This is a genomic window from Pantoea sp. EKM21T (assembly GCF_011800405.1).
GTDB lineage: Bacteria > Pseudomonadota > Gammaproteobacteria > Enterobacterales > Enterobacteriaceae > Pantoea > Pantoea agglomerans.
In genome coordinates this window covers 1-17,697 of sequence record NZ_JAALFV010000019.1, presented here as the reverse complement: position 1 = coordinate 17,697, position 17,697 = coordinate 1, and the positions used below count along the sequence as shown (strand labels likewise).

Below are 17,697 nucleotides of genomic sequence, written 5' to 3'. Positions count from 1 at the left end.
CCGCCGAAGCGGGTTTTTTACGTTGCTACAGATTACTCTGCGGCTGCTTCTGCTTGAGCTTCTGGACGATCAACCAGCTCGATGTAAGCCATCGGAGCGTTGTCACCAGCACGGAAGCCACACTTCAGAATACGAGTGTAACCACCGGCACGGCTCGCGAAACGCGGGCCCAGCTCATTAAACAGTTTTGCCACGATCTCGTTATCACGAGTACGGGCGAATGCCAGACGACGATTAGCTACGCTGTCGGTCTTGGCAAGAGTAATCAGCGGCTCAACTACGCGACGCAGTTCTTTGGCTTTCGGCAGAGTCGTTTTGATGATCTCATGACGAACCAGAGAACCGGCCATGTTGCGGAACATAGCCTGACGATGGCTGCTGTTGCGGTTCAGTTGACGACCACTCTTACGATGGCGCATGACCTTATCCTTCTCAGTGAAACCTTAACCTGTGATCTGATTATTCATCAGCAATGCTTGCTGGCGGCCAGTTCTCGAGGCGCATGCCCAGAGAAAGACCACGCGAAGCCAGCACATCTTTAATCTCGGTAAGAGATTTTTTACCAAGGTTAGGCGTTTTAAGCAGCTCAACCTCGGTACGCTGTACCAGATCACCGATGTAGTGGATAGCTTCTGCCTTAAGGCAGTTAGCAGAGCGGACAGTCAATTCCAGATCGTCAACAGGGCGCAGCAGGATCGGATCGAATTCTGGTTTCTCTTCTTTAACTTCCGGCTGACGTACATCACGTAAGTCAACGAAAGCTTCAAGTTGTTCTGCCAGAATGGTTGCCGCACGACGAATCGCCTCTTCAGGATCGATTGTGCCGTTGGTTTCCATTTCGATGACCAGCTTGTCCAGGTCGGTGCGCTGCTCTACACGCGCTGCTTCAACATTGTAGGCGATACGGTCTACAGGGCTGTAGCAAGCGTCAACTAACAGGCGGCCGATTGGGCGCTCATCTTCTTCCGAATGAATTCGGGCAGAAGCCGGCACATAGCCACGACCACGCTGAACTTTGATACGCATGCTGATAGCAGCGTTCTCATCGGTCAGATGGCAAATGACATGCTGAGGCTTGACGATTTCGACATCACCATCATGGGTAATGTCGGCTGCAGTCACAGGGCCAATGCCAGATTTATTCAAGGTCAGAATAACTTCATCTTTCCCCTGAACTCTTACCGCCAGCCCTTTCAGGTTGAGCAGGATTTCCAGGATATCTTCCTGTACTCCCTCTTTGGTGCTGTACTCATGAAGTACACCATCAATTTCAACCTCGGTCACCGCGCAACCCGGCATGGATGAAAGCAGAATACGGCGCAGTGCGTTACCAAGAGTATGGCCAAAGCCACGCTCTAAAGGCTCAAGGGTCACCTTGGCGTGCGTCGAACTCACTTGCTCGATATCTACCAGGCGCGGTTTTAGAAACTCTGTCACAGAACCCTGCATTGTGTCCTCTCTTTGGTACTAAGCCTTACTTGGAGTAAAGCTCGACGATCAGGTGTTCGTTAATGTCCGCAGACAGATCAGTACGTTCAGGAATACGCTTGAACACACCTTCCATCTTAGTCGCATCAACTTCCAGCCAGGTTGGCTTTTCACGCTGCTCAGCCAGCTCCAGAGCGGCCTTCACGCGAGATTGCTTTTTGGCTTTCTCACGGATGCTAACGACATCATTCGGAGATACCTGATAAGAAGCGATGTTAACAACGCGGCCATTTACCAGAACAGACTTATGGCTAACCAGCTGACGTGCTTCTGCACGAGTGGCACCAAAGCCCATACGATAAACTACGTTGTCCAGACGACCTTCCAGCAGAGCCAACAGGTTTTCACCGGTGTTGCCTTTCAGACGAGCTGCTTCTTTATAATAGTTACGGAACTGACGCTCCAGCACGCCGTAGATACGACGAACTTTTTGCTTTTCACGTAACTGACCGCCGTAATCAGACAGACGCGGTTTACGCGCACCATGCTGACCAGGGGCTTGTTCAATCTTACACTTGGAATCAATCGCGCGAACGCCAGACTTAAGGAATAAGTCAGTGCCCTCACGACGGCTCAGCTTGAGCTTAGGACCCAAATATCTTGCCATTTTCTTTCTCCAACTATCCTAAAAAAACGGGCGTTATACGCGACGTTTTTTCGGCGGACGACAACCGTTATGAGGGATCGGAGTCACATCAGTAATATTAGTGATGCGGAAACCAGCGGCGTTCAAAGCACGAATCGTAGATTCGCGACCTGGACCCGGACCCTTTACCATAACTTCCAGGTTCTTAATTCCGTAATCTTTTACCGCTTCTGCACAGCGCTCTGCAGCGACCTGAGCAGCAAACGGAGTGGATTTACGTGAACCGCGGAAACCGGAACCACCGGCGGTTGCCCAACCCAGTGCGTTACCCTGACGATCAGTAATGGTAACGATGGTGTTGTTAAAAGAAGCATGGACATGAGCCACGCCATCTGAGACTTGTTTTCTTACACGCTTACGTGCACGAACTGGTGCCTTTGCCATTATTTACTCACCCCGATTATTTCTTGATCGGTTTACGCGGACCCTTACGGGTACGTGCGTTGGTCTTAGTACGCTGACCGCGAACCGGAAGACCACGACGATGGCGCAAACCACGGTAGCAACCAAGGTCCATAAGACGCTTGATGCTCAGGGTGATTTCACGGCGCAGATCACCTTCTACAACGAATTTCGCAACTGCATCACGCAGCTGATCAATTTGTTCTTCAGACAGCTCACTGATCTTAACATTTTCAGCAATACCCGTTGAAGCGCAGATGGCTTTAGAACGAGTTTTACCGATACCGAAGATCGAAGTTAATGCGATAACGGTATGTTTTTGATCAGGAATGTTAATGCCTGCTATACGGGCCACTATGCACTCCTATAATTAAACAAGCACGTCCCATGCTGAAAAGCCCGTTTTCAGGATACTCAAATGGAAACGCACTGACATACAAAAGATTGGCTGGCTAATCTAGCCAGCTCAACCCGACTTTGCAAGAAAAATATGTGACAAAATCAGCCTTGGCGCTGTTTATGCTTTGGCTCGGCGCTGCAGATCACACGGACGACACCGTCGCGACGAATGATTTTGCAGTTACGACATAATCTCTTGACGGAAGCACGAACTTTCATTTTTACTCTCCGTAACTTCTCAACCAACTGAATTAACGGCCGTAGCCTTTCAGGTTAGCTTTCTTCAGTGCCGACTCGTACTGACTTGACATCATCAGAGTTTGCACTTGAGCCATAAAGTCCATGATGACGACAACTACGATAAGCAGTGAAGTACCGCCAAAGTAGAAGGGAACCTTCATCGCATCACGCATGAACTCCGGGATAAGGCAGATAAACGTAATGTAGAGAGCGCCGATTAAGGTCAATCGCGTCATTACTTTATCAATATACTTCGCCGTTTGCTCTCCCGGACGAATTCCCGGTACGAATGCACCAGACTTCTTCAGGTTATCTGCTGTTTCACGTGGGTTGAAAACCAACGCCGTATAGAAGAAACAGAAGAAGATGATTGCAGTCGCATAGAGTAGCACATAAAGCGGCTGTCCTGGCTGCAAATACAGCGAAATTGTTGTCAGCCAGTTCCAACCGGTACCGCCCCCAAACCACGATGCAATCGTTGCCGGGAACAGAATAATGCTGGAAGCAAAGATGGCTGGAATGACGCCTGCCATGTTCACTTTCAACGGTAAATGTGTGCTCTGTGCAGCGTAAACGCGACGACCTTGCTGACGTTTTGCGTAGTTCACCACAATGCGGCGTTGACCACGTTCAACAAAGATAACAAAGAAGGTCACTGCGAATACGAGTACTGCAACCAACAGCAACAGAAGGAAGTGCAGGTCGCCTTGCCGCGCTTGCTCGATGGTATGGCCAATGGCCGGCGGGAGACCCGCAACGATACCTGCGAAGATAATGATCGAAATACCGTTACCGATACCACGTTCAGTAATCTGTTCGCCCAGCCACATCAGGAACATCGTTCCTGAGACCAGACTCACAACAGCGGTAAAGTAGAAAGCAAAGCCTGGATTCATTACCAGGCCTTGCATCCCTGGCATATTCGGCAGACCGGTAGCAATACCGATCGACTGAAATATAGCCAATACCAACGTACCGTATCGGGTGTACTGGCTAATCTTACGACGGCCAGCCTCCCCTTCTTTCTTAATTTCCGCTAACGCTGGATGAACCACCGTTAATAACTGGATGATAATCGATGCCGAAATATACGGCATGATGCCCAGTGCGAAGATAGAAGCACGGCTCAGAGCACCACCAGAGAACATGTTAAACATTTCAATGATGGTGCCACGCTGTTGCTCAAGCAGTTTGGCAAGTACAGTGGCATCAATACCAGGGATTGGAATAAAAGAGCCAATACGGAAGACAATGAGTGCGCCGATTACAAACAGCAGTCTGCGTTTCAGCTCACCAAAGCCACCCTTGGCACTTTGAAAATCTAATCCCGGTTGTTTAGCCATCTGCTACTTATTCCTCGATTTTACCGCCAGCAGCTTCGATTGCAGCACGTGCACCTTTGGTGACACGCAGACCGCGAACCGTTACCGGTGTAGAAACTTCACCAGACAGAATTACTTTAACGAATTCAATCTGAACACCGACAATGTTGGCTGCTTTCAGCGCGTTCAGGTCGACGATACCGCCTTCAACTTTCGCCAGATCAGACAGACGAATCTCTGTTGTGATCATTGCTTTGCGAGAGGTGAAACCGAACTTCGGCAGACGACGGTACAGAGGCATCTGACCACCTTCGAAACCGCGACGTACGCCACCGCCAGAACGTGAGTTCTGACCTTTGTGACCACGACCACCGGTTTTTCCGAGGCCAGAACCGATACCACGACCCAGACGCTTGGTAGCGTGCTTAGACCCTTCGGCCGGAGACAGAGTATTTAAACGCATCTCTTACTCCTCCACTTTAACCATATAGGAAACCGCGTTAACCATACCGCGTACTGCAGGCGTGTCTTCACGCTCAACGGTGTGGCCAATACGACGCAGACCCAGGCCAACCAGAGTGGCTTTATGCTTAGGCAAGCGGCCGATTGAACTACGGGTTTGAGTGATTTTAATAGTCTTAGCCATCGTGATTACCCCAGAATTTCTTCAACGGATTTACCACGCTTAGCAGCGACCATTTCCGGAGATTTCATATTGCCCAGGCCGTCGATAGTTGCACGAACCACGTTAATCGGGTTAGTAGAACCATAGGCTTTTGCCAGTACGTTATGAACTCCAGCGACTTCCAGAACGGCGCGCATTGCACCACCGGCAATAATACCGGTACCTTCTGAAGCCGGCTGCATGAACACGCGGGAACCCGTGTGTGCACCTTTAACTGGGTGCTGCAGGGTGCCGTTGGTCAGCGCGACGTTAACCATGTTGCGACGGGCTTTCTCCATCGCTTTCTGGATCGCTGCTGGAACTTCACGCGCTTTACCGTAACCAAAACCTACGCGACCATTACCATCGCCTACCACAGTCAGTGCTGTGAAGGAGAAGATACGACCACCTTTAACAGTTTTAGAAACACGGTTTACCGCGATCAGTTTTTCCTGCAGTTCGCCAGCTTGTTTCTCGATGTGTGCCATCTTAGACCTCTACCTTAGAACTGAAGGCCAGCTTCACGGGCAGCATCTGCCAGTGCCTGGACGCGACCATGATATTGGAAACCGGAACGGTCGAAAGAAACACCAGTGATGCCTTTTTCGATTGCGCGTTCTGCGATAGCTTTACCTACTGCAGCTGCGGCTTCTTTATTACCGGTATACTTCAGTTGTTCAGTGATAGCTTTTTCTACAGTAGAAGCAGCGACCAGAACTTCGGAACCGTTCGGGGCGATTACCTGTGCGTAAATATGACGCGGGGTACGATGTACCACCAGGCGAGTAGCACCCAGCTCTTTGAGCTTGCGACGTGCACGGGTCGCACGACGGATACGAGCAGATTTCTTATCCATAGTGTTACCTTACTTCTTCTTAGCCTCTTTGGTACGCACGACTTCGTCGGCGTAACGGACACCCTTGCCTTTATAAGGCTCAGGACGACGGTAGGCGCGCAAGTCCGCTGCAACCTGACCAATCAGCTGTTTATCAGCGCCTTTCAGCACGATCTCAGTCTGAGTTGGACATTCTGCAGTGATACCCGCGGGCAGCTGGTGATCGACTGGATGAGAAAAGCCCAGAGACAGGTTAACCACGTCGCCTTTAACGGCTGCACGATAACCTACACCAACCAGCTGCAGCTTCTTAGTGAAGCCTTCGGTAACACCGATTACCATTGCGTTAAGCAGCGCGCGAGAAGTACCCGCCTGCGCCCAGCCGTCAACGAAACCTTCGCGCGGAGCGAAAGTCAGAGCGTTGTCAGCATGCTTAACTTCAACAGCATCATTGATAGTACGAGTCAGCTCGCCGTTTTTACCTTTAATCGAAATTACCTGACCGTTGAGTTTTACCTCTACGCCGGCAGGAACAACGACAGGTGCTTTAGCAACACGAGACATATGTATCCTCCGATTACGCTACGTAGCAGATAATTTCGCCACCAAGACCTGCCTGGCGCGCTGCACGATCAGTCATGACACCTTTAGATGTAGAAACTACAGCGATGCCCATACCAGCCATTACCTTTGGCAGCTCATCTTTTTTCTTATAGATGCGCAGACCAGGACGGCTTACTCGCTGAATGCTTTCTACAACAGCTTTGCCCTGGAAATACTTGAGAGTAAGTTCCAGTTCCAGCTTGATGTCGCCTTCGATTTTGAAATCTTCAATATATCCTTCTTCCTTCAGAACGTTGGCAATTGCCAATTTCAGCTTGGAGGAAGGCATGGTGACCGCAACTTTGTTTGCGGCCTGACCGTTACGGATACGGGTCAGCATATCCGCGATCGGATCTTGCATGCTCATCTGTGTTACTCCCGTGATTCAATTGGTGACAATTACCAGCTAGCCTTTTTCAGGCCCGGGATTTCACCGCGCATGGCGGCTTCGCGGACCTTGATACGGCTCAACCCAAACTTCCGCAGGAAACCGTGCGGACGACCTGTTTGACGGCAGCGGTTACGCTGACGCGAAGGGCTGGAATCACGCGGCAGACTCTGCAGCTTCAGAACAGCATCCCAACGATCTTCGTCGGAAGCGTTCACATCAGAGATGATCGCTTTCAGTTCAGCGCGTTTAGCGAAGAATTTGTCTGCTAATTTTGCACGCTTAACTTCGCGTGCTTTCATAGATTGCTTAGCCATTAAGTAACCCTACCTTACTTACGGAACGGGAAGTCAAAGGCAGCCAGCAGAGCACGGCCTTCATCATCAGATTTCGCAGTAGTGGTAATGGTGATATCCAAACCACGAACGCGATCGACTTTGTCGTAGTCGATTTCTGGGAAGATGATCTGCTCACGTACACCCATGCTGTAGTTGCCACGACCATCGAATGACTTAGCGGACAAGCCACGGAAGTCACGGATACGTGGAACAGCAATGGTGACCAGACGCTCAAAGAACTCCCACATGCGCTCGCCACGCAGAGTTACTTTACAGCCGATCGGATAGCCCTGACGGATTTTGAAGCCTGCAACTGATTTGCGTGCTTTGGTGACCAGCGGTTTTTGACCGGAGATTGCTGCCAGGTCAGCTGCTGCGTTATCCAGCAGTTTCTTGTCAGCGATCGCTTCACCAACACCCATGTTCAGGGTGATCTTCTCGACCCGAGGGACTTGCATGACAGAATTGTAGCCAAACTCTGTCATGAGTTTCTGGACTACTTCGTCTTTGTAGTAATCATGCAGTTTCGCCATCGTACTACTCCAAATTACTTGATAGTTTCGCTGTTAGACTTGAAGAAACGGACTTTTTTGCCGTCTTCGAATCTAAAGCCTACACGGTCAGCCTTACCAGTTGCCGCGTTGAACAGTGCAACGTTAGAAACCTGAATAGCAGCTTCTTTTTCAACGATGCCACCTGGTTGGTTCAGAGCCGGAACCGGCTTCTGATGTTTCTTCACCAGGTTGATACCTTCAACGATGACCTTACCAGAAGACAGGACATTCTTAACTTTACCGCGCTTACCTTTATCTTTACCGGTTAACACGATAACTTCGTCGTTACGACGGATTTTAGCTGCCATTGTTCGCTCCTTAGAGTACTTCTGGTGCCAGAGAGATAATTTTCATGAACTTTTCAGTACGAAGTTCACGAGTTACCGGCCCAAAAATACGCGTACCGATAGGCTGCTCACTGTTATTGTTCAGAATAACGCATGCATTACCATCGAAGCGAATGACAGAACCGTCCGGGCGACGAACACCCTTCCTGGTGCGCACCACTACCGCCTTCAGGACATCACCTTTTTTGACTTTACCACGCGGAATTGCTTCCTTGATGGTAACTTTGATGATGTCACCGACGCCTGCGTAGCGACGGTGCGAGCCACCCAGAACCTTGATACACATTACGCGACGTGCACCGGAGTTGTCGGCGACGTTCAGCATAGTCTGTTCTTGGATCATTTTAGTGCTCCGCTAATGTCAACTACTACTTCGGGACCTAAACCTCAGGTCGTTAGAAAGCCCCATAATTGAGGGCGCGGCATTGTAACACCGGTTCTCACAGATGGGTAGAAAAAATAAACGGCTCTCAATCGAGCCGCTGATTTCCCCTGATGACAGGGAGGGCGTATTCTAGGGAATAGTGCGAACAGTAGCAAATGTAATCTGCCTTATTTTTCGTCGCCTCCCAAATAAAGTGCCCTTCTGACTCAATCAGCCAGTTTCCTGGCCAGTTGGTTATGCTGACGCAACACGGCTGGCAGTTCAATTCCGGCCACTTGTCCGTCCCGTACCCGGACTTTTCCGTTAATGATGCTATAGGCAACCTGTCCCGGATTACAGAACACCAGGGCGGCGACAGGATCGTGCCCTGCCCCGGCAAGTCCAATTCTATTCAGGTCAAAAATGGCCAGATCGGCCATCATGCCCGGCGCAATGGTGCCTACATCATCGCGGTTTAGCACCTTTGCTCCACCCAGCGTCGCCAGTTCCAGTGCCTGACGTGCCGTCATCGCATCCGGGCCGAAGCCAACGCGTTGCAGCAGCATCGCCTGACGAACTTCGGCCATCATGTCTGAGCTGTCATTGGAGGCTGAGCCATCCACACCCATACCCACGTGTACGCCGGCATCACACATATGGCGTATCGGCGCAATACCGGAACCGAGACGCATGTTCGAGCAGGGACAGTGCGCGACGCCGGTACCGGTACGTGCAAAGAGTTCTATGCCATGCTGATCCAGTTTGACGCAGTGTGCATGCCAGACATCCGGTCCTACCCAGCCGAGGTCTTCAACATACTGTGCTGGCGTCATATTGAATTTTTCACGGCTATAACGGATATCGCTGTCGTTCTCCGCCAGATGGATGTGCATTGAGACGTTGAAGCTGCGTGCCATCGCTGCGGATTGCTTCATCAGCTCACGGCTGACTGAAAACGGCGAACATGGCGCAACCACGATGCGTAACATCGAACCGTGGCTGTCATCATGGTAGCGCTCAATCACACGCTGCGTATCTTTAAGAATGGCGGCTTCATCCTCTACCAGTGCATCGGGTGGTAAGCCACCCAGGGACTTACCGACGCTCATGCTGCCCCGGCTCGCATGGAAACGCATGCCCATTAAGGCTGCAGCCTCAATACTGTCGTCAAGCTTACAGCCATTCGGGTAGACGTAGAGATGGTCACTGGTGGTGGTGCAGCCGGAGAGCATTAACTCAGCCATAGAGATCTGTGTTGAGATATGAATCATCTCAGGCGTCAGATTCTGCCACAGTGGATAGAGGTGGGTTAGCCAGTTAAAGAGCTCGCCGTTTTGCACTGCAGGAATAGCGCGGGTCAGGCTCTGATACATGTGGTGATGCGTATTGATCAGGCCAGGGATGACAATGTGTCCTCGCAGATCGATGATCTCATCCGCGCTATCAGGTAACAAGCGTGCTTCCCCGACTGCAACGATCTTATTTCCTTTTATCAGAATAGAGGCGTTACCTATTTCCCGACGGTCAGCATCCATGCAGACCACACATTCAGCATTCTTCAGTAACAGAGTTCGTTCCATGCTATTGCCTGTGGGTAGTGGTTGTGTGTTACCCGATAATAGCGGCAAGCTTTTGGCAGAGCTAATCGCAGGTAACGCAGCTAACAGTGGCAATTTTAACAGTGACCGGCGTAAGCGGTCATGACTCTCCATTTTCACGGCACATTTCCTTGTACAGTTATGATAACCCCGGCGTTTATAGCCTGGCGCTTTCAGACCACCTCGCCTGAAGAGAGGCAGCTTAATCCCTGCAAATCCCTGAATTTTTGAGCACCATCAAATCCGTATTGCCACGGGCACAAATGGATCAAGCCCGAATCGCAGGCAAAAAAAAACCCCCTGCCGAAGCAGAGGGTTTCCTCAGAAAAAACAATTCTTATTACAGAACAGCTTTCTCGATTACGCGAACCAGGGTCCAGGATTTAGTCTTGGACAGTGGACGGCATTCGCGGATTTCTACCACGTCACCAATTCCACATTCATTGTTCTCGTCATGGATGTGCAGCTTGGTCGTACGTTTAATGAATTTGCCGTAGATCGGGTGTTTCACGAAACGTTCGATAGCAACAACTGCAGATTTCTGCATTTTGTCACTTACTACACGACCCTGCAGAGTACGGATTTTATCGGTCATTACGAACCCGCCTTCTCAGTCAGTAAAGTCTTAACGCGTGCAACATCACGGCGAACCTGTTTCAGCAGATGAGTCTGCTGCAGTTGGCCAGATGCTGCCTGCATGCGCAGGTTAAATTGCTCACGCAGCAGATTAAGCAGCTCAGTGTTCAGCTCTTCAACGCTTTTTTCACGCAGCTCAGTTGCTTTCATTACATCACCGTCTTAGTTACAAAGGTGGTTTTGATAGGCAGTTTTGCTGCTGCCAGCTTGAATGCTTCACGGGCCAGCTCTTCTGGTACGCCGTCCATTTCATACAGGACTTTACCAGGCTGGATCAGGGCAACCCAATACTCTACGTTACCCTTACCTTTACCCATACGCACTTCCAGCGGCTTCTCGGTGATCGGTTTGTCCGGGAATACTCGGATCCAGATCTTACCTTGACGCTTAACTGCACGGGTCATAGCACGACGTGCTGCTTCGATCTGACGAGCAGTCAGACGACCACGGCCAACAGCTTTCAGACCGAAAGTACCGAAGCTGACATCCGTACCCGCAGCCAGACCGCGGTTACGGCCTTTGTGCACTTTACGGAATTTCGTACGCTTTGGTTGTAACATCAGCGACTCTCCTTACTTACGGCCTTTACGCTGCTGCTTTTTAGGTTGAGCAGCCGGTTCCGGTTGTTCAACAGCAGCCATACCACCCAGGATCTCACCTTTGAAGATCCATACCTTAACGCCGATTACACCATAAGTGGTGTGCGCTTCAGAGGTGTTGTAGTCAATGTCAGCACGCAGTGTGTGCAATGGCACGCGACCTTCACGATACCATTCGGTACGTGCGATCTCGGCGCCACCCAGACGGCCGCTAACTTCGACTTTAATACCCTTCGCGCCAAGACGCATGGCGTTCTGAACTGCACGCTTCATAGCACGACGGAACATCACACGACGCTCCAGCTGTGAAGTGATGCTGTCAGCTACCAGTTTCGCGTCCAGTTCCGGCTTGCGGACTTCGGCGATATTAATCTGTGCAGGAACGCCAGCGATATTCGCGACGACCGTGCGCAGTTTTTCTACATCTTCGCCTTTCTTACCGATAACGATGCCCGGACGAGCGGTGTGAATAGTCACACGGATGCTCTTCGCTGGACGCTCGATAACGATACGAGAGACAGATGCTTTAGCCAGTTCTTTAGTCAAAAACTGACGTACTTTAAAATCGCTGTCCAGGTTGTCAGCGAATTCTTTGGTGTTCGCAAACCAGGTAGAGTTCCATGGTTTTACAATACCCAGGCGAATACCATTAGGATGTACTTTCTGACCCATTGCTAGTCTCCAGAGTCTCAGCGATCGGACACAACCACAGTAATGTGGCTGGTGCGCTTCAGGATGCGATCTGCACGACCTTTGGCACGCGGCATAATGCGTTTCATGGTCGGACCTTCATCAACGAAAATTTTCGTGATTTTCAGATCGTCGATATCAGCGCCATCGTTGTGTTCGGCGTTAGCAATGGCAGATTCCAGAACTTTTTTGACCAGTACAGCCGCTTTCTTATTGGTGTAGGTCAAAATGTCCAGTGCCTGCGACACTTTCTTACCGCGAATCAGGTCAGCAACAAGGCGAACCTTCTGAGCAGAAGAACGAGCGTGGCGATGTTGAGCTAAAGTTTCCATCTCTTCCTCCTACTTATTTCTTCTTGGCTTTTTTATCAGCCGCGTGACCGCGATAAGTACGTGTCGGCGCGAATTCACCCAGTTTGTGACCAACCATTTCGTCGGAAACAAAGACAGGAACGTGCTGACGACCATTATGGACAGCGATGGTCAAACCGATCATGTTAGGAAAGATCGTTGAACGACGGGACCAAGTGCGCAAAGGCTTCTTGTCACCGCTTTCCACCGCTTTCTCTACCTTCTTCAGCAAGTGCAGGTCAATAAAAGGACCTTTCTTGAGAGAACGTGGCATGGCTTATCCTCTAATATTATTTGCTACGGCGACGTACGATAAACTTATCGGTACGCTTGTTGCTACGGGTCTTCTTACCTTTGGTCTGAACGCCCCACGGAGTTACCGGGTGCTTACCAAAGTTACGACCTTCACCACCACCGTGCGGGTGATCAACTGGGTTCATCGCGGTACCACGAACGGTAGGACGAACACCACGCCAACGGGCTGCACCAGCTTTACCCAGAACGCGCAGCATATGCTCAGCGTTGCCGACTTCGCCCAGTGTTGCGCGGCAGTCAGACTCGACTTTACGCATTTCACCTGAACGCAGACGCAGGGTAACGTAAGAACCTTCACGCGCAACGATCTGCACGTAAGCACCGGCTGAGCGAGCAATCTGACCGCCTTTGCCTGGTTTCATTTCTACGTTATGCACGGTTGAACCCACCGGGATGTTACGCATCGGCAGAGTGTTACCTGCTTTAATCGCAGCATCAACGCCAGATTGGATCTGGTCGCCGGCTTTCAGGCCTTTAGGGGCCAGGATGTAACGGCGCTCGCCGTCTTTGTACAGAACCAGTGCGATGTTCGCAGAGCGGTTCGGATCGTACTCAAGACGTTCAACAACTGCCGGGATACCGTCTTTGTTGCGTTTGAAGTCAACAATACGATAAGCCTGCTTGTGACCACCACCGATATGACGGGTAGTGATACGACCATTGTTGTTACGGCCACCGGATTTGCTGTTTTTTTCTACCAGCGGGGCAAATGGTTTGCCCTTGTGCAGCTCCGCGTTTACCACTTTAACTACATGGCGACGACCCGGAGATGTCGGTTTACATTTAACAACTGCCATTGTCTTTCTCCTCCGACTTACTCAGCGCCGCCAGCGAAGTCCAGATTCTGGCCTTCTTTCAGGGTGACGTAAGCTTTTTTCCAGTCGCTACGACGACCGATACGCTGTCCTTGACGCTTAACTTTGCCCTTAACTACCAGGGTGTTTACGTCTTTAACTTCTACTTCGAACAGTTTCTCAACAGCAGCAACGATCTCTGCTTTGGTCGCGTCATTAGCAACTTTGAGAACGATGGTATTGGTTTTTTCCATCGCGCTAGATGCTTTTTCAGATACGTGCGGCGCGCGCAGTACTTTCAGCAGACGTTCTTCACGGATCATGCCAGCATCTCCTCAACTTGCTTAACTGCATCAGCAGTCATAACGACTTTGTCGAAGGCGATCAGGCTAACTGGGTCGATACCGGATGCATCACGTACGTCAACCTTGTACAGGTTGCGCGCAGCCAGGAACAGATTCTCATCCAGTTCACCGGTGATGATCAGCACGTCTTCCAGAGCCATGTCTTTCAGTTTCTGTACCAGCAGCTTGGTTTTCGGTGCTTCTACAGCAAATGATTCGACAACGATCAGACGATCTTGACGTACCAGTTCGGACAGGATGCTTTTCAGCGCGCCGCGGTACATCTTTTTGTTAACTTTTTGACTGTGGTCCTGCGGCTTCGCAGCAAAGGTCACACCACCTGAACGCCAGATTGGGCTCTTTACAGAACCTGCACGCGCACGGCCGGTGCCTTTTTGACGCCATGGCTTTTTGCCTGAACCGGTTACTTCGGCGCGAGTTTTCTGCGCGCGAGTACCCTGGCGGGCGCCAGATGCGTAAGCAACAACAACCTGGTGAACCAGCGCTTCGTTGAAATCACGACCGAAGGTAGTTTCGGAAACAGTCAGCGCGCTCTGCGCGTCTTTCAATACTAATTCCATTGCTATCCCCTTACGCCTTCACAGCTGGTTTAACGATCAGGTCGCTACCGGTAGCACCGGGAACTGCACCTTTAACCAGCAGCAGGTTGCGCTCAGCGTCAACACGTACTACGTCCAGACTCTGAACGGTTACGCGCTCATTACCCAGCTGACCTGCCATTTTCTTGCCTTTGAACACTTTGCCCGGAGTCTGGTTCTGACCGATAGAACCCGGAACGCGGTGAGACAAGGAGTTACCGTGAGTAGCGTCCTGGGTACGGAAGTTCCAGCGCTTAACGGTACCGGCGAAACCTTTACCTTTAGAGGTACCGGTTACGTCAACTTTCTTAACTTCAGCGAAAATCTCAACGCTGATGCTCTGACCTACAGAGTATTCTTCACCTTCAGCAGTGCGGAATTCCCACAGGCCACGGCCAGCTTCAACGCCAGCTTTAGCAAAATGACCAGCTTCAGGTTTGGTCACACGGTTTGCTTTTTTAGCACCGGTGGTAACCTGAATTGCCTGGTAACCATCGTTTTCCAGGCCTTTGACCTGAGTAACGCGGTTCGCTTCAACTTCGATTACGGTGACGGGGATAGAAACGCCATCTTCAGTGAAGATGCGGGTCATGCCCACTTTTTTACCGACTAAACCAATCATTGTTTCAACCTCTCAATCGCTCGATGACCTGATTAACCCAGGCTGATCTGCACGTCAACACCGGCAGCCAGATCCAGACGCATCAGAGCATCAACGGTTTTTTCAGTTGGCTCAACGATGTCTACCAGACGCTTGTGAGTGCGGATTTCGTACTGATCACGCGCATCTTTGTTAACGTGCGGAGAGATCAGAACAGTAAAACGCTCTTTGCGGGTTGGCAGCGGGATTGGACCACGAACCTGCGCACCAGTGCGCTTGGCGGTCTCAACGATTTCCGCGGTTGATTGATCGATCAGACGATGATCAAACGCTTTAAGACGGATACGGATTCTTTGGTTCTGCATGAGACCAGAGCTCCAAACTTTTTATAGACGAAAAAAATTACTACTCGAGCCCATTACGATTGATGGGAGAGTGTAATCGTTCAGCATATAACTCCACAATTGGGAGTATTGTCAGGCGGCCTAAATTTCAGCCGTCTGCGATTCTGCTCGAATCGCGCCTGCAATATCTGCAGGCCCGCGCATTATACGTAAATCTGTTCAGGAAGCAACCCGTGTTGAGGTTTTACCCATTAAATTGTGGCCGGTTCGTGAAGCGTGCGTCGCATTGCACTGCCGTATCGCTGATAAATCAGTTATTCAGTTGTGAGTCTGTTTCCGCCCTTCTTCATTCATAGGTGACACAGAACCCGTTGCCCACGAGAGTGCATCTAACCTTTCGTCCGGAGCATAATCATGTCGCCCACTCTGATAACTCACATTGCTGCACTCGCAGGCGGAGGTGCATTGGGAAGCTTTCTTTCGCTGACCAGCCAGCGCTTCACCCCCGCCCTCTCACCCGCTCAATGGTTTGCCCTACTCTGCTTTCCGGGTTCGCACTGTAATCATTGCCAGCAGCGCCTGCTGTGGCGAGATGCGCTGCCGTTAATAAGCTGGCCTGGCTTAAAAGGGCGGTGTCGCTTCTGTCATCGCGCGTTCGGCGCAGAAAGCGTTGTCATTGAATGGCTGTTTGCCCTTCTGTGCCTGCTGGTGCTGCAGAGTTTTGACCACTCTGCGGAGGCTATTTTTATTATTACTGCCTCCGGCCTCTTGCTGCTCGTGGCTGCCATCGATCGTCGCCACTTCTGTATACCTGACCCGCTCAATTATCTGCTGATCTGGTCTGGATTATTCCATGCCACGCTGTCCGGAACCGAAACAACGGCGATATGGGGTGCTGTGGCGGGCTACTGTGCGTTGTGGCTGCTCGCCTGGAGCTATCGGCAGATGCGGGGGTACGAGGGATTAGGTTATGGCGATATCAAGCTCTTCGCAGCGTTAGGTGCCTGCTGTGGCTGGCAGGCATTACCCTGGATTGCGTTGGGTGCCACCGTTATGGCGCTGACGTCGATCGTGATGCTGCAACTGCGGGGTTTTATTCAGGGGGACAGCCCGCTGCCGTTTGGCCCTTTCCTGGCCATTGCGGGCTGGGTAGCGATAGTACTGCAGACCCGATTCACTCTTGTTTGATTTGAGCCTGCAGATAGTTCTGGATGCCCATCTTCTGGATTAACTCAAGTTCCGTTTCAATCCAGTCGATGTGATGTTCCTCATCAGCCAGGATTTCAATCATCATGTCACGGCTGACATAGTCATGCACTTTGTCAGCATAGGAGATAGCTTCACGAAGGTCTTTCGCGCCCTCCAGCTCCAGATTCAGGTCTGAACTCAGCATCTCTTCAACATCTTCACCGATACGGAGCCGTCCCAGATCCTGAAGATTTGGGATCCCTTCAAGGAAAAGAATACGCTCAATATATTTATCGGCATGTTTCATCTCATCGATTGATTCATGGTATTCCACATCATTGAGGCGCGTCAGACCCCAGTTTTTGAACATGCGCGCATGAAGAAAGTACTGATTGATAGCAACCAGTTCATTTCCAAGCAGTTTGTTGAGATGACTGATAACTTTGATATCGCCCTTCATTGTTAACCCTCCGCGCCTGGTTTATTAGAGCGTAGATGTGGTTAAAAAGAAGTCAAAAAAACGCGACAGATATTGTGGGTATTCACGCACCGATCGTCGGTCAGGCTATCTCTTTGTAGAGTGGTGCATGCTGCATCTCTTCATCCATAATTTCACGCGCAGTACGAATGCATTTGCCGCATTGCTTGCCGACCGGCACAAGCTGGCGCAGTTGCTGAATAGATTTGGGCTGATAGCGACGCACGACTTCACGAAGGGTTTTATCACTGATGGCATTACACAGGCAGACGTACATTGATTCATCACTCGGGTACATTTTCTGTACATAGTGTAAATGCGAATCGTTTTTATTTCAAACCCACCCTTTGCAGGGTTATGGCGTTTTCAGAGCAAAAAAAAAGAGCACCGAAGTGCTCTTTTTACTGTGTTGCAGTGGCCATTTACACAGCCACAGCAGATATCACAATTAAGCGATAACTTTAGCAACAACACCCGCGCCAACGGTACGGCCGCCTTCGCGGATTGCGAAGCGCAGACCTTCGTCCATTGCGATTGGGTGGATCAGGGTAACAACCATTTTGATGTTGTC

General features: G+C 50.7%; 32 protein-coding genes and 1 pseudogene. 1 reads left to right on the top strand and 32 read right to left on the bottom strand.

Annotation, left to right across the window (positions count from 1 at the left end):
• Nucleotides 1–32 precede the first annotated feature (32 nt).
• From rplQ to rpsJ, 29 genes are all read right to left on the bottom strand, one after another.
• Nucleotides 33–419, bottom strand: a complete 387-nt coding sequence (gene rplQ / locus HFD87_RS22625; protein WP_003850180.1) for a 50S ribosomal protein L17 — start codon at nucleotides 417–419, stop codon at nucleotides 33–35.
• A 40-nt stretch (nucleotides 420–459) separates the two neighbouring features.
• Nucleotides 460–1,449: a DNA-directed RNA polymerase subunit alpha gene (gene rpoA, locus HFD87_RS22620; protein WP_003850179.1), complete on the bottom strand. Its 990-nt coding sequence runs from the start codon at nucleotides 1,447–1,449 to the stop codon at nucleotides 460–462.
• A gap of 25 nt (nucleotides 1,450–1,474) precedes the next feature.
• Nucleotides 1,475–2,095 (bottom strand): 30S ribosomal protein S4, encoded by a 621-nt coding sequence (gene rpsD / locus HFD87_RS22615; protein ID WP_008927131.1) that lies wholly within the window; start codon nucleotides 2,093–2,095, stop codon nucleotides 1,475–1,477.
• Nucleotides 2,096–2,128: 33 nt separating this feature from the next.
• Nucleotides 2,129–2,518: a 30S ribosomal protein S11 gene (gene rpsK, locus HFD87_RS22610; RefSeq protein WP_004160563.1), complete on the bottom strand. Its 390-nt coding sequence runs from the start codon at nucleotides 2,516–2,518 to the stop codon at nucleotides 2,129–2,131.
• A 16-nt stretch (nucleotides 2,519–2,534) separates the two neighbouring features.
• Nucleotides 2,535–2,891: a 30S ribosomal protein S13 gene (gene rpsM, locus HFD87_RS22605; protein WP_003850176.1), complete on the bottom strand. Its 357-nt coding sequence runs from the start codon at nucleotides 2,889–2,891 to the stop codon at nucleotides 2,535–2,537.
• Nucleotides 2,892–3,037: 146 nt separating this feature from the next.
• On the bottom strand, nucleotides 3,038–3,154 hold the full coding sequence (gene rpmJ / locus HFD87_RS22600; RefSeq protein ID WP_010252805.1) for a 50S ribosomal protein L36: 117 nt from the start codon (nucleotides 3,152–3,154) through the stop codon (nucleotides 3,038–3,040).
• 32 nt (nucleotides 3,155–3,186) lie between these two features.
• A complete protein-coding gene (gene secY / locus HFD87_RS22595; protein ID WP_003850175.1) occupies nucleotides 3,187–4,518 on the bottom strand; it encodes a preprotein translocase subunit SecY in 1,332 nt (443 codons plus the stop codon).
• Nucleotides 4,519–4,525: 7 nt separating this feature from the next.
• The gene (rplO, locus tag HFD87_RS22590; RefSeq protein WP_003850168.1) at nucleotides 4,526–4,960 is read right to left on the bottom strand and encodes a 50S ribosomal protein L15; all 435 of its coding nucleotides are present in this window, start codon (nucleotides 4,958–4,960) and stop codon (nucleotides 4,526–4,528) included.
• Nucleotides 4,961–4,963: 3 nt separating this feature from the next.
• Nucleotides 4,964–5,143, bottom strand: a complete 180-nt coding sequence (rpmD, locus tag HFD87_RS22585; RefSeq protein ID WP_003850166.1) for a 50S ribosomal protein L30 — start codon at nucleotides 5,141–5,143, stop codon at nucleotides 4,964–4,966.
• Between the two features lie 5 nt (nucleotides 5,144–5,148).
• The gene (gene rpsE / locus HFD87_RS22580; RefSeq protein ID WP_003850164.1) at nucleotides 5,149–5,649 is read right to left on the bottom strand and encodes a 30S ribosomal protein S5; all 501 of its coding nucleotides are present in this window, start codon (nucleotides 5,647–5,649) and stop codon (nucleotides 5,149–5,151) included.
• Between the two features lie 14 nt (nucleotides 5,650–5,663).
• On the bottom strand, nucleotides 5,664–6,017 hold the full coding sequence (rplR, locus tag HFD87_RS22575) for a 50S ribosomal protein L18 (RefSeq protein ID WP_003850163.1): 354 nt from the start codon (nucleotides 6,015–6,017) through the stop codon (nucleotides 5,664–5,666).
• Nucleotides 6,018–6,026: 9 nt separating this feature from the next.
• Nucleotides 6,027–6,560: a 50S ribosomal protein L6 gene (rplF, locus tag HFD87_RS22570; RefSeq protein WP_003850161.1), complete on the bottom strand. Its 534-nt coding sequence runs from the start codon at nucleotides 6,558–6,560 to the stop codon at nucleotides 6,027–6,029.
• Nucleotides 6,561–6,573: 13 nt separating this feature from the next.
• A complete protein-coding gene (gene rpsH / locus HFD87_RS22565; protein ID WP_003850158.1) occupies nucleotides 6,574–6,966 on the bottom strand; it encodes a 30S ribosomal protein S8 in 393 nt (130 codons plus the stop codon).
• 32 nt (nucleotides 6,967–6,998) lie between these two features.
• A complete protein-coding gene (gene rpsN / locus HFD87_RS22560; protein ID WP_008927132.1) occupies nucleotides 6,999–7,304 on the bottom strand; it encodes a 30S ribosomal protein S14 in 306 nt (101 codons plus the stop codon).
• A 14-nt stretch (nucleotides 7,305–7,318) separates the two neighbouring features.
• A complete protein-coding gene (gene rplE / locus HFD87_RS22555; RefSeq protein WP_003850155.1) occupies nucleotides 7,319–7,858 on the bottom strand; it encodes a 50S ribosomal protein L5 in 540 nt (179 codons plus the stop codon).
• Nucleotides 7,859–7,872: 14 nt separating this feature from the next.
• Nucleotides 7,873–8,187, bottom strand: coding sequence for a 50S ribosomal protein L24 (gene rplX, locus HFD87_RS22550; RefSeq protein ID WP_003850150.1), 315 nt, complete (start codon nucleotides 8,185–8,187; stop codon nucleotides 7,873–7,875).
• Between the two features lie 10 nt (nucleotides 8,188–8,197).
• Complete coding sequence (gene rplN, locus HFD87_RS22545) at nucleotides 8,198–8,569, bottom strand: 50S ribosomal protein L14 (RefSeq protein WP_006120590.1); 372 nt, start codon at nucleotides 8,567–8,569, stop codon at nucleotides 8,198–8,200.
• A 248-nt stretch (nucleotides 8,570–8,817) separates the two neighbouring features.
• The gene (locus HFD87_RS22540; protein WP_167423948.1) at nucleotides 8,818–10,170 is read right to left on the bottom strand and encodes an 8-oxoguanine deaminase; all 1,353 of its coding nucleotides are present in this window, start codon (nucleotides 10,168–10,170) and stop codon (nucleotides 8,818–8,820) included.
• A gap of 358 nt (nucleotides 10,171–10,528) precedes the next feature.
• The gene (rpsQ, locus tag HFD87_RS22535; protein WP_003850147.1) at nucleotides 10,529–10,783 is read right to left on the bottom strand and encodes a 30S ribosomal protein S17; all 255 of its coding nucleotides are present in this window, start codon (nucleotides 10,781–10,783) and stop codon (nucleotides 10,529–10,531) included.
• A complete protein-coding gene (gene rpmC, locus HFD87_RS22530; protein WP_003850146.1) occupies nucleotides 10,783–10,974 on the bottom strand; it encodes a 50S ribosomal protein L29 in 192 nt (63 codons plus the stop codon). Before rpmC ends, rpsQ begins: the two co-directional genes overlap by 1 nt.
• The gene (gene rplP, locus HFD87_RS22525) at nucleotides 10,974–11,384 is read right to left on the bottom strand and encodes a 50S ribosomal protein L16 (RefSeq protein WP_008927134.1); all 411 of its coding nucleotides are present in this window, start codon (nucleotides 11,382–11,384) and stop codon (nucleotides 10,974–10,976) included. Before rplP ends, rpmC begins: the two co-directional genes overlap by 1 nt.
• 12 nt (nucleotides 11,385–11,396) lie before the next feature.
• A complete protein-coding gene (rpsC, locus tag HFD87_RS22520) occupies nucleotides 11,397–12,095 on the bottom strand; it encodes a 30S ribosomal protein S3 (RefSeq protein WP_009087585.1) in 699 nt (232 codons plus the stop codon).
• A gap of 17 nt (nucleotides 12,096–12,112) precedes the next feature.
• A complete protein-coding gene (gene rplV, locus HFD87_RS22515) occupies nucleotides 12,113–12,445 on the bottom strand; it encodes a 50S ribosomal protein L22 (RefSeq protein ID WP_008927136.1) in 333 nt (110 codons plus the stop codon).
• Between the two features lie 13 nt (nucleotides 12,446–12,458).
• A complete protein-coding gene (rpsS, locus tag HFD87_RS22510) occupies nucleotides 12,459–12,737 on the bottom strand; it encodes a 30S ribosomal protein S19 (protein ID WP_001138115.1) in 279 nt (92 codons plus the stop codon).
• Nucleotides 12,738–12,753: 16 nt separating this feature from the next.
• Nucleotides 12,754–13,575, bottom strand: a complete 822-nt coding sequence (gene rplB, locus HFD87_RS22505) for a 50S ribosomal protein L2 (protein WP_008927137.1) — start codon at nucleotides 13,573–13,575, stop codon at nucleotides 12,754–12,756.
• A 17-nt stretch (nucleotides 13,576–13,592) separates the two neighbouring features.
• Nucleotides 13,593–13,895, bottom strand: a complete 303-nt coding sequence (gene rplW, locus HFD87_RS22500; RefSeq protein ID WP_003850708.1) for a 50S ribosomal protein L23 — start codon at nucleotides 13,893–13,895, stop codon at nucleotides 13,593–13,595.
• Nucleotides 13,892–14,497: a 50S ribosomal protein L4 gene (gene rplD, locus HFD87_RS22495; protein ID WP_003850711.1), complete on the bottom strand. Its 606-nt coding sequence runs from the start codon at nucleotides 14,495–14,497 to the stop codon at nucleotides 13,892–13,894. The genes rplW and rplD overlap by 4 nt, the downstream gene beginning before the upstream one ends.
• A gap of 10 nt (nucleotides 14,498–14,507) precedes the next feature.
• Nucleotides 14,508–15,137: a 50S ribosomal protein L3 gene (gene rplC, locus HFD87_RS22490; protein ID WP_003850712.1), complete on the bottom strand. Its 630-nt coding sequence runs from the start codon at nucleotides 15,135–15,137 to the stop codon at nucleotides 14,508–14,510.
• A gap of 32 nt (nucleotides 15,138–15,169) precedes the next feature.
• Nucleotides 15,170–15,481 carry a 30S ribosomal protein S10 gene (gene rpsJ / locus HFD87_RS22485; RefSeq protein WP_001181005.1) on the bottom strand — a complete coding sequence of 104 codons (312 nt, stop codon included), beginning with the start codon at nucleotides 15,479–15,481 and terminating at the stop codon, nucleotides 15,170–15,172.
• Nucleotides 15,482–15,874: 393 nt separating this feature from the next.
• Between rpsJ and HFD87_RS22480 the strand changes: the two genes are divergently transcribed.
• Nucleotides 15,875–16,648 (top strand): A24 family peptidase, encoded by a 774-nt coding sequence (locus HFD87_RS22480; protein ID WP_163799524.1) that lies wholly within the window; start codon nucleotides 15,875–15,877, stop codon nucleotides 16,646–16,648.
• Here HFD87_RS22480 and bfr read toward each other — a convergent pair.
• From bfr to tuf, 3 genes and pseudogenes are all read right to left on the bottom strand, one after another.
• Nucleotides 16,635–17,108: a bacterioferritin gene (bfr, locus tag HFD87_RS22475; RefSeq protein ID WP_010253012.1), complete on the bottom strand. Its 474-nt coding sequence runs from the start codon at nucleotides 17,106–17,108 to the stop codon at nucleotides 16,635–16,637. The two genes, HFD87_RS22480 and bfr, sit on opposite strands and share 14 nt — an antisense overlap.
• Nucleotides 17,109–17,208: 100 nt before the next feature.
• Complete coding sequence (gene bfd, locus HFD87_RS22470; protein ID WP_167423951.1) at nucleotides 17,209–17,403, bottom strand: bacterioferritin-associated ferredoxin; 195 nt, start codon at nucleotides 17,401–17,403, stop codon at nucleotides 17,209–17,211.
• Nucleotides 17,404–17,574: 171 nt separating this feature from the next.
• Nucleotides 17,575–17,697, bottom strand: a pseudogene (gene tuf / locus HFD87_RS22465) (elongation factor Tu); the annotation flags it as partial.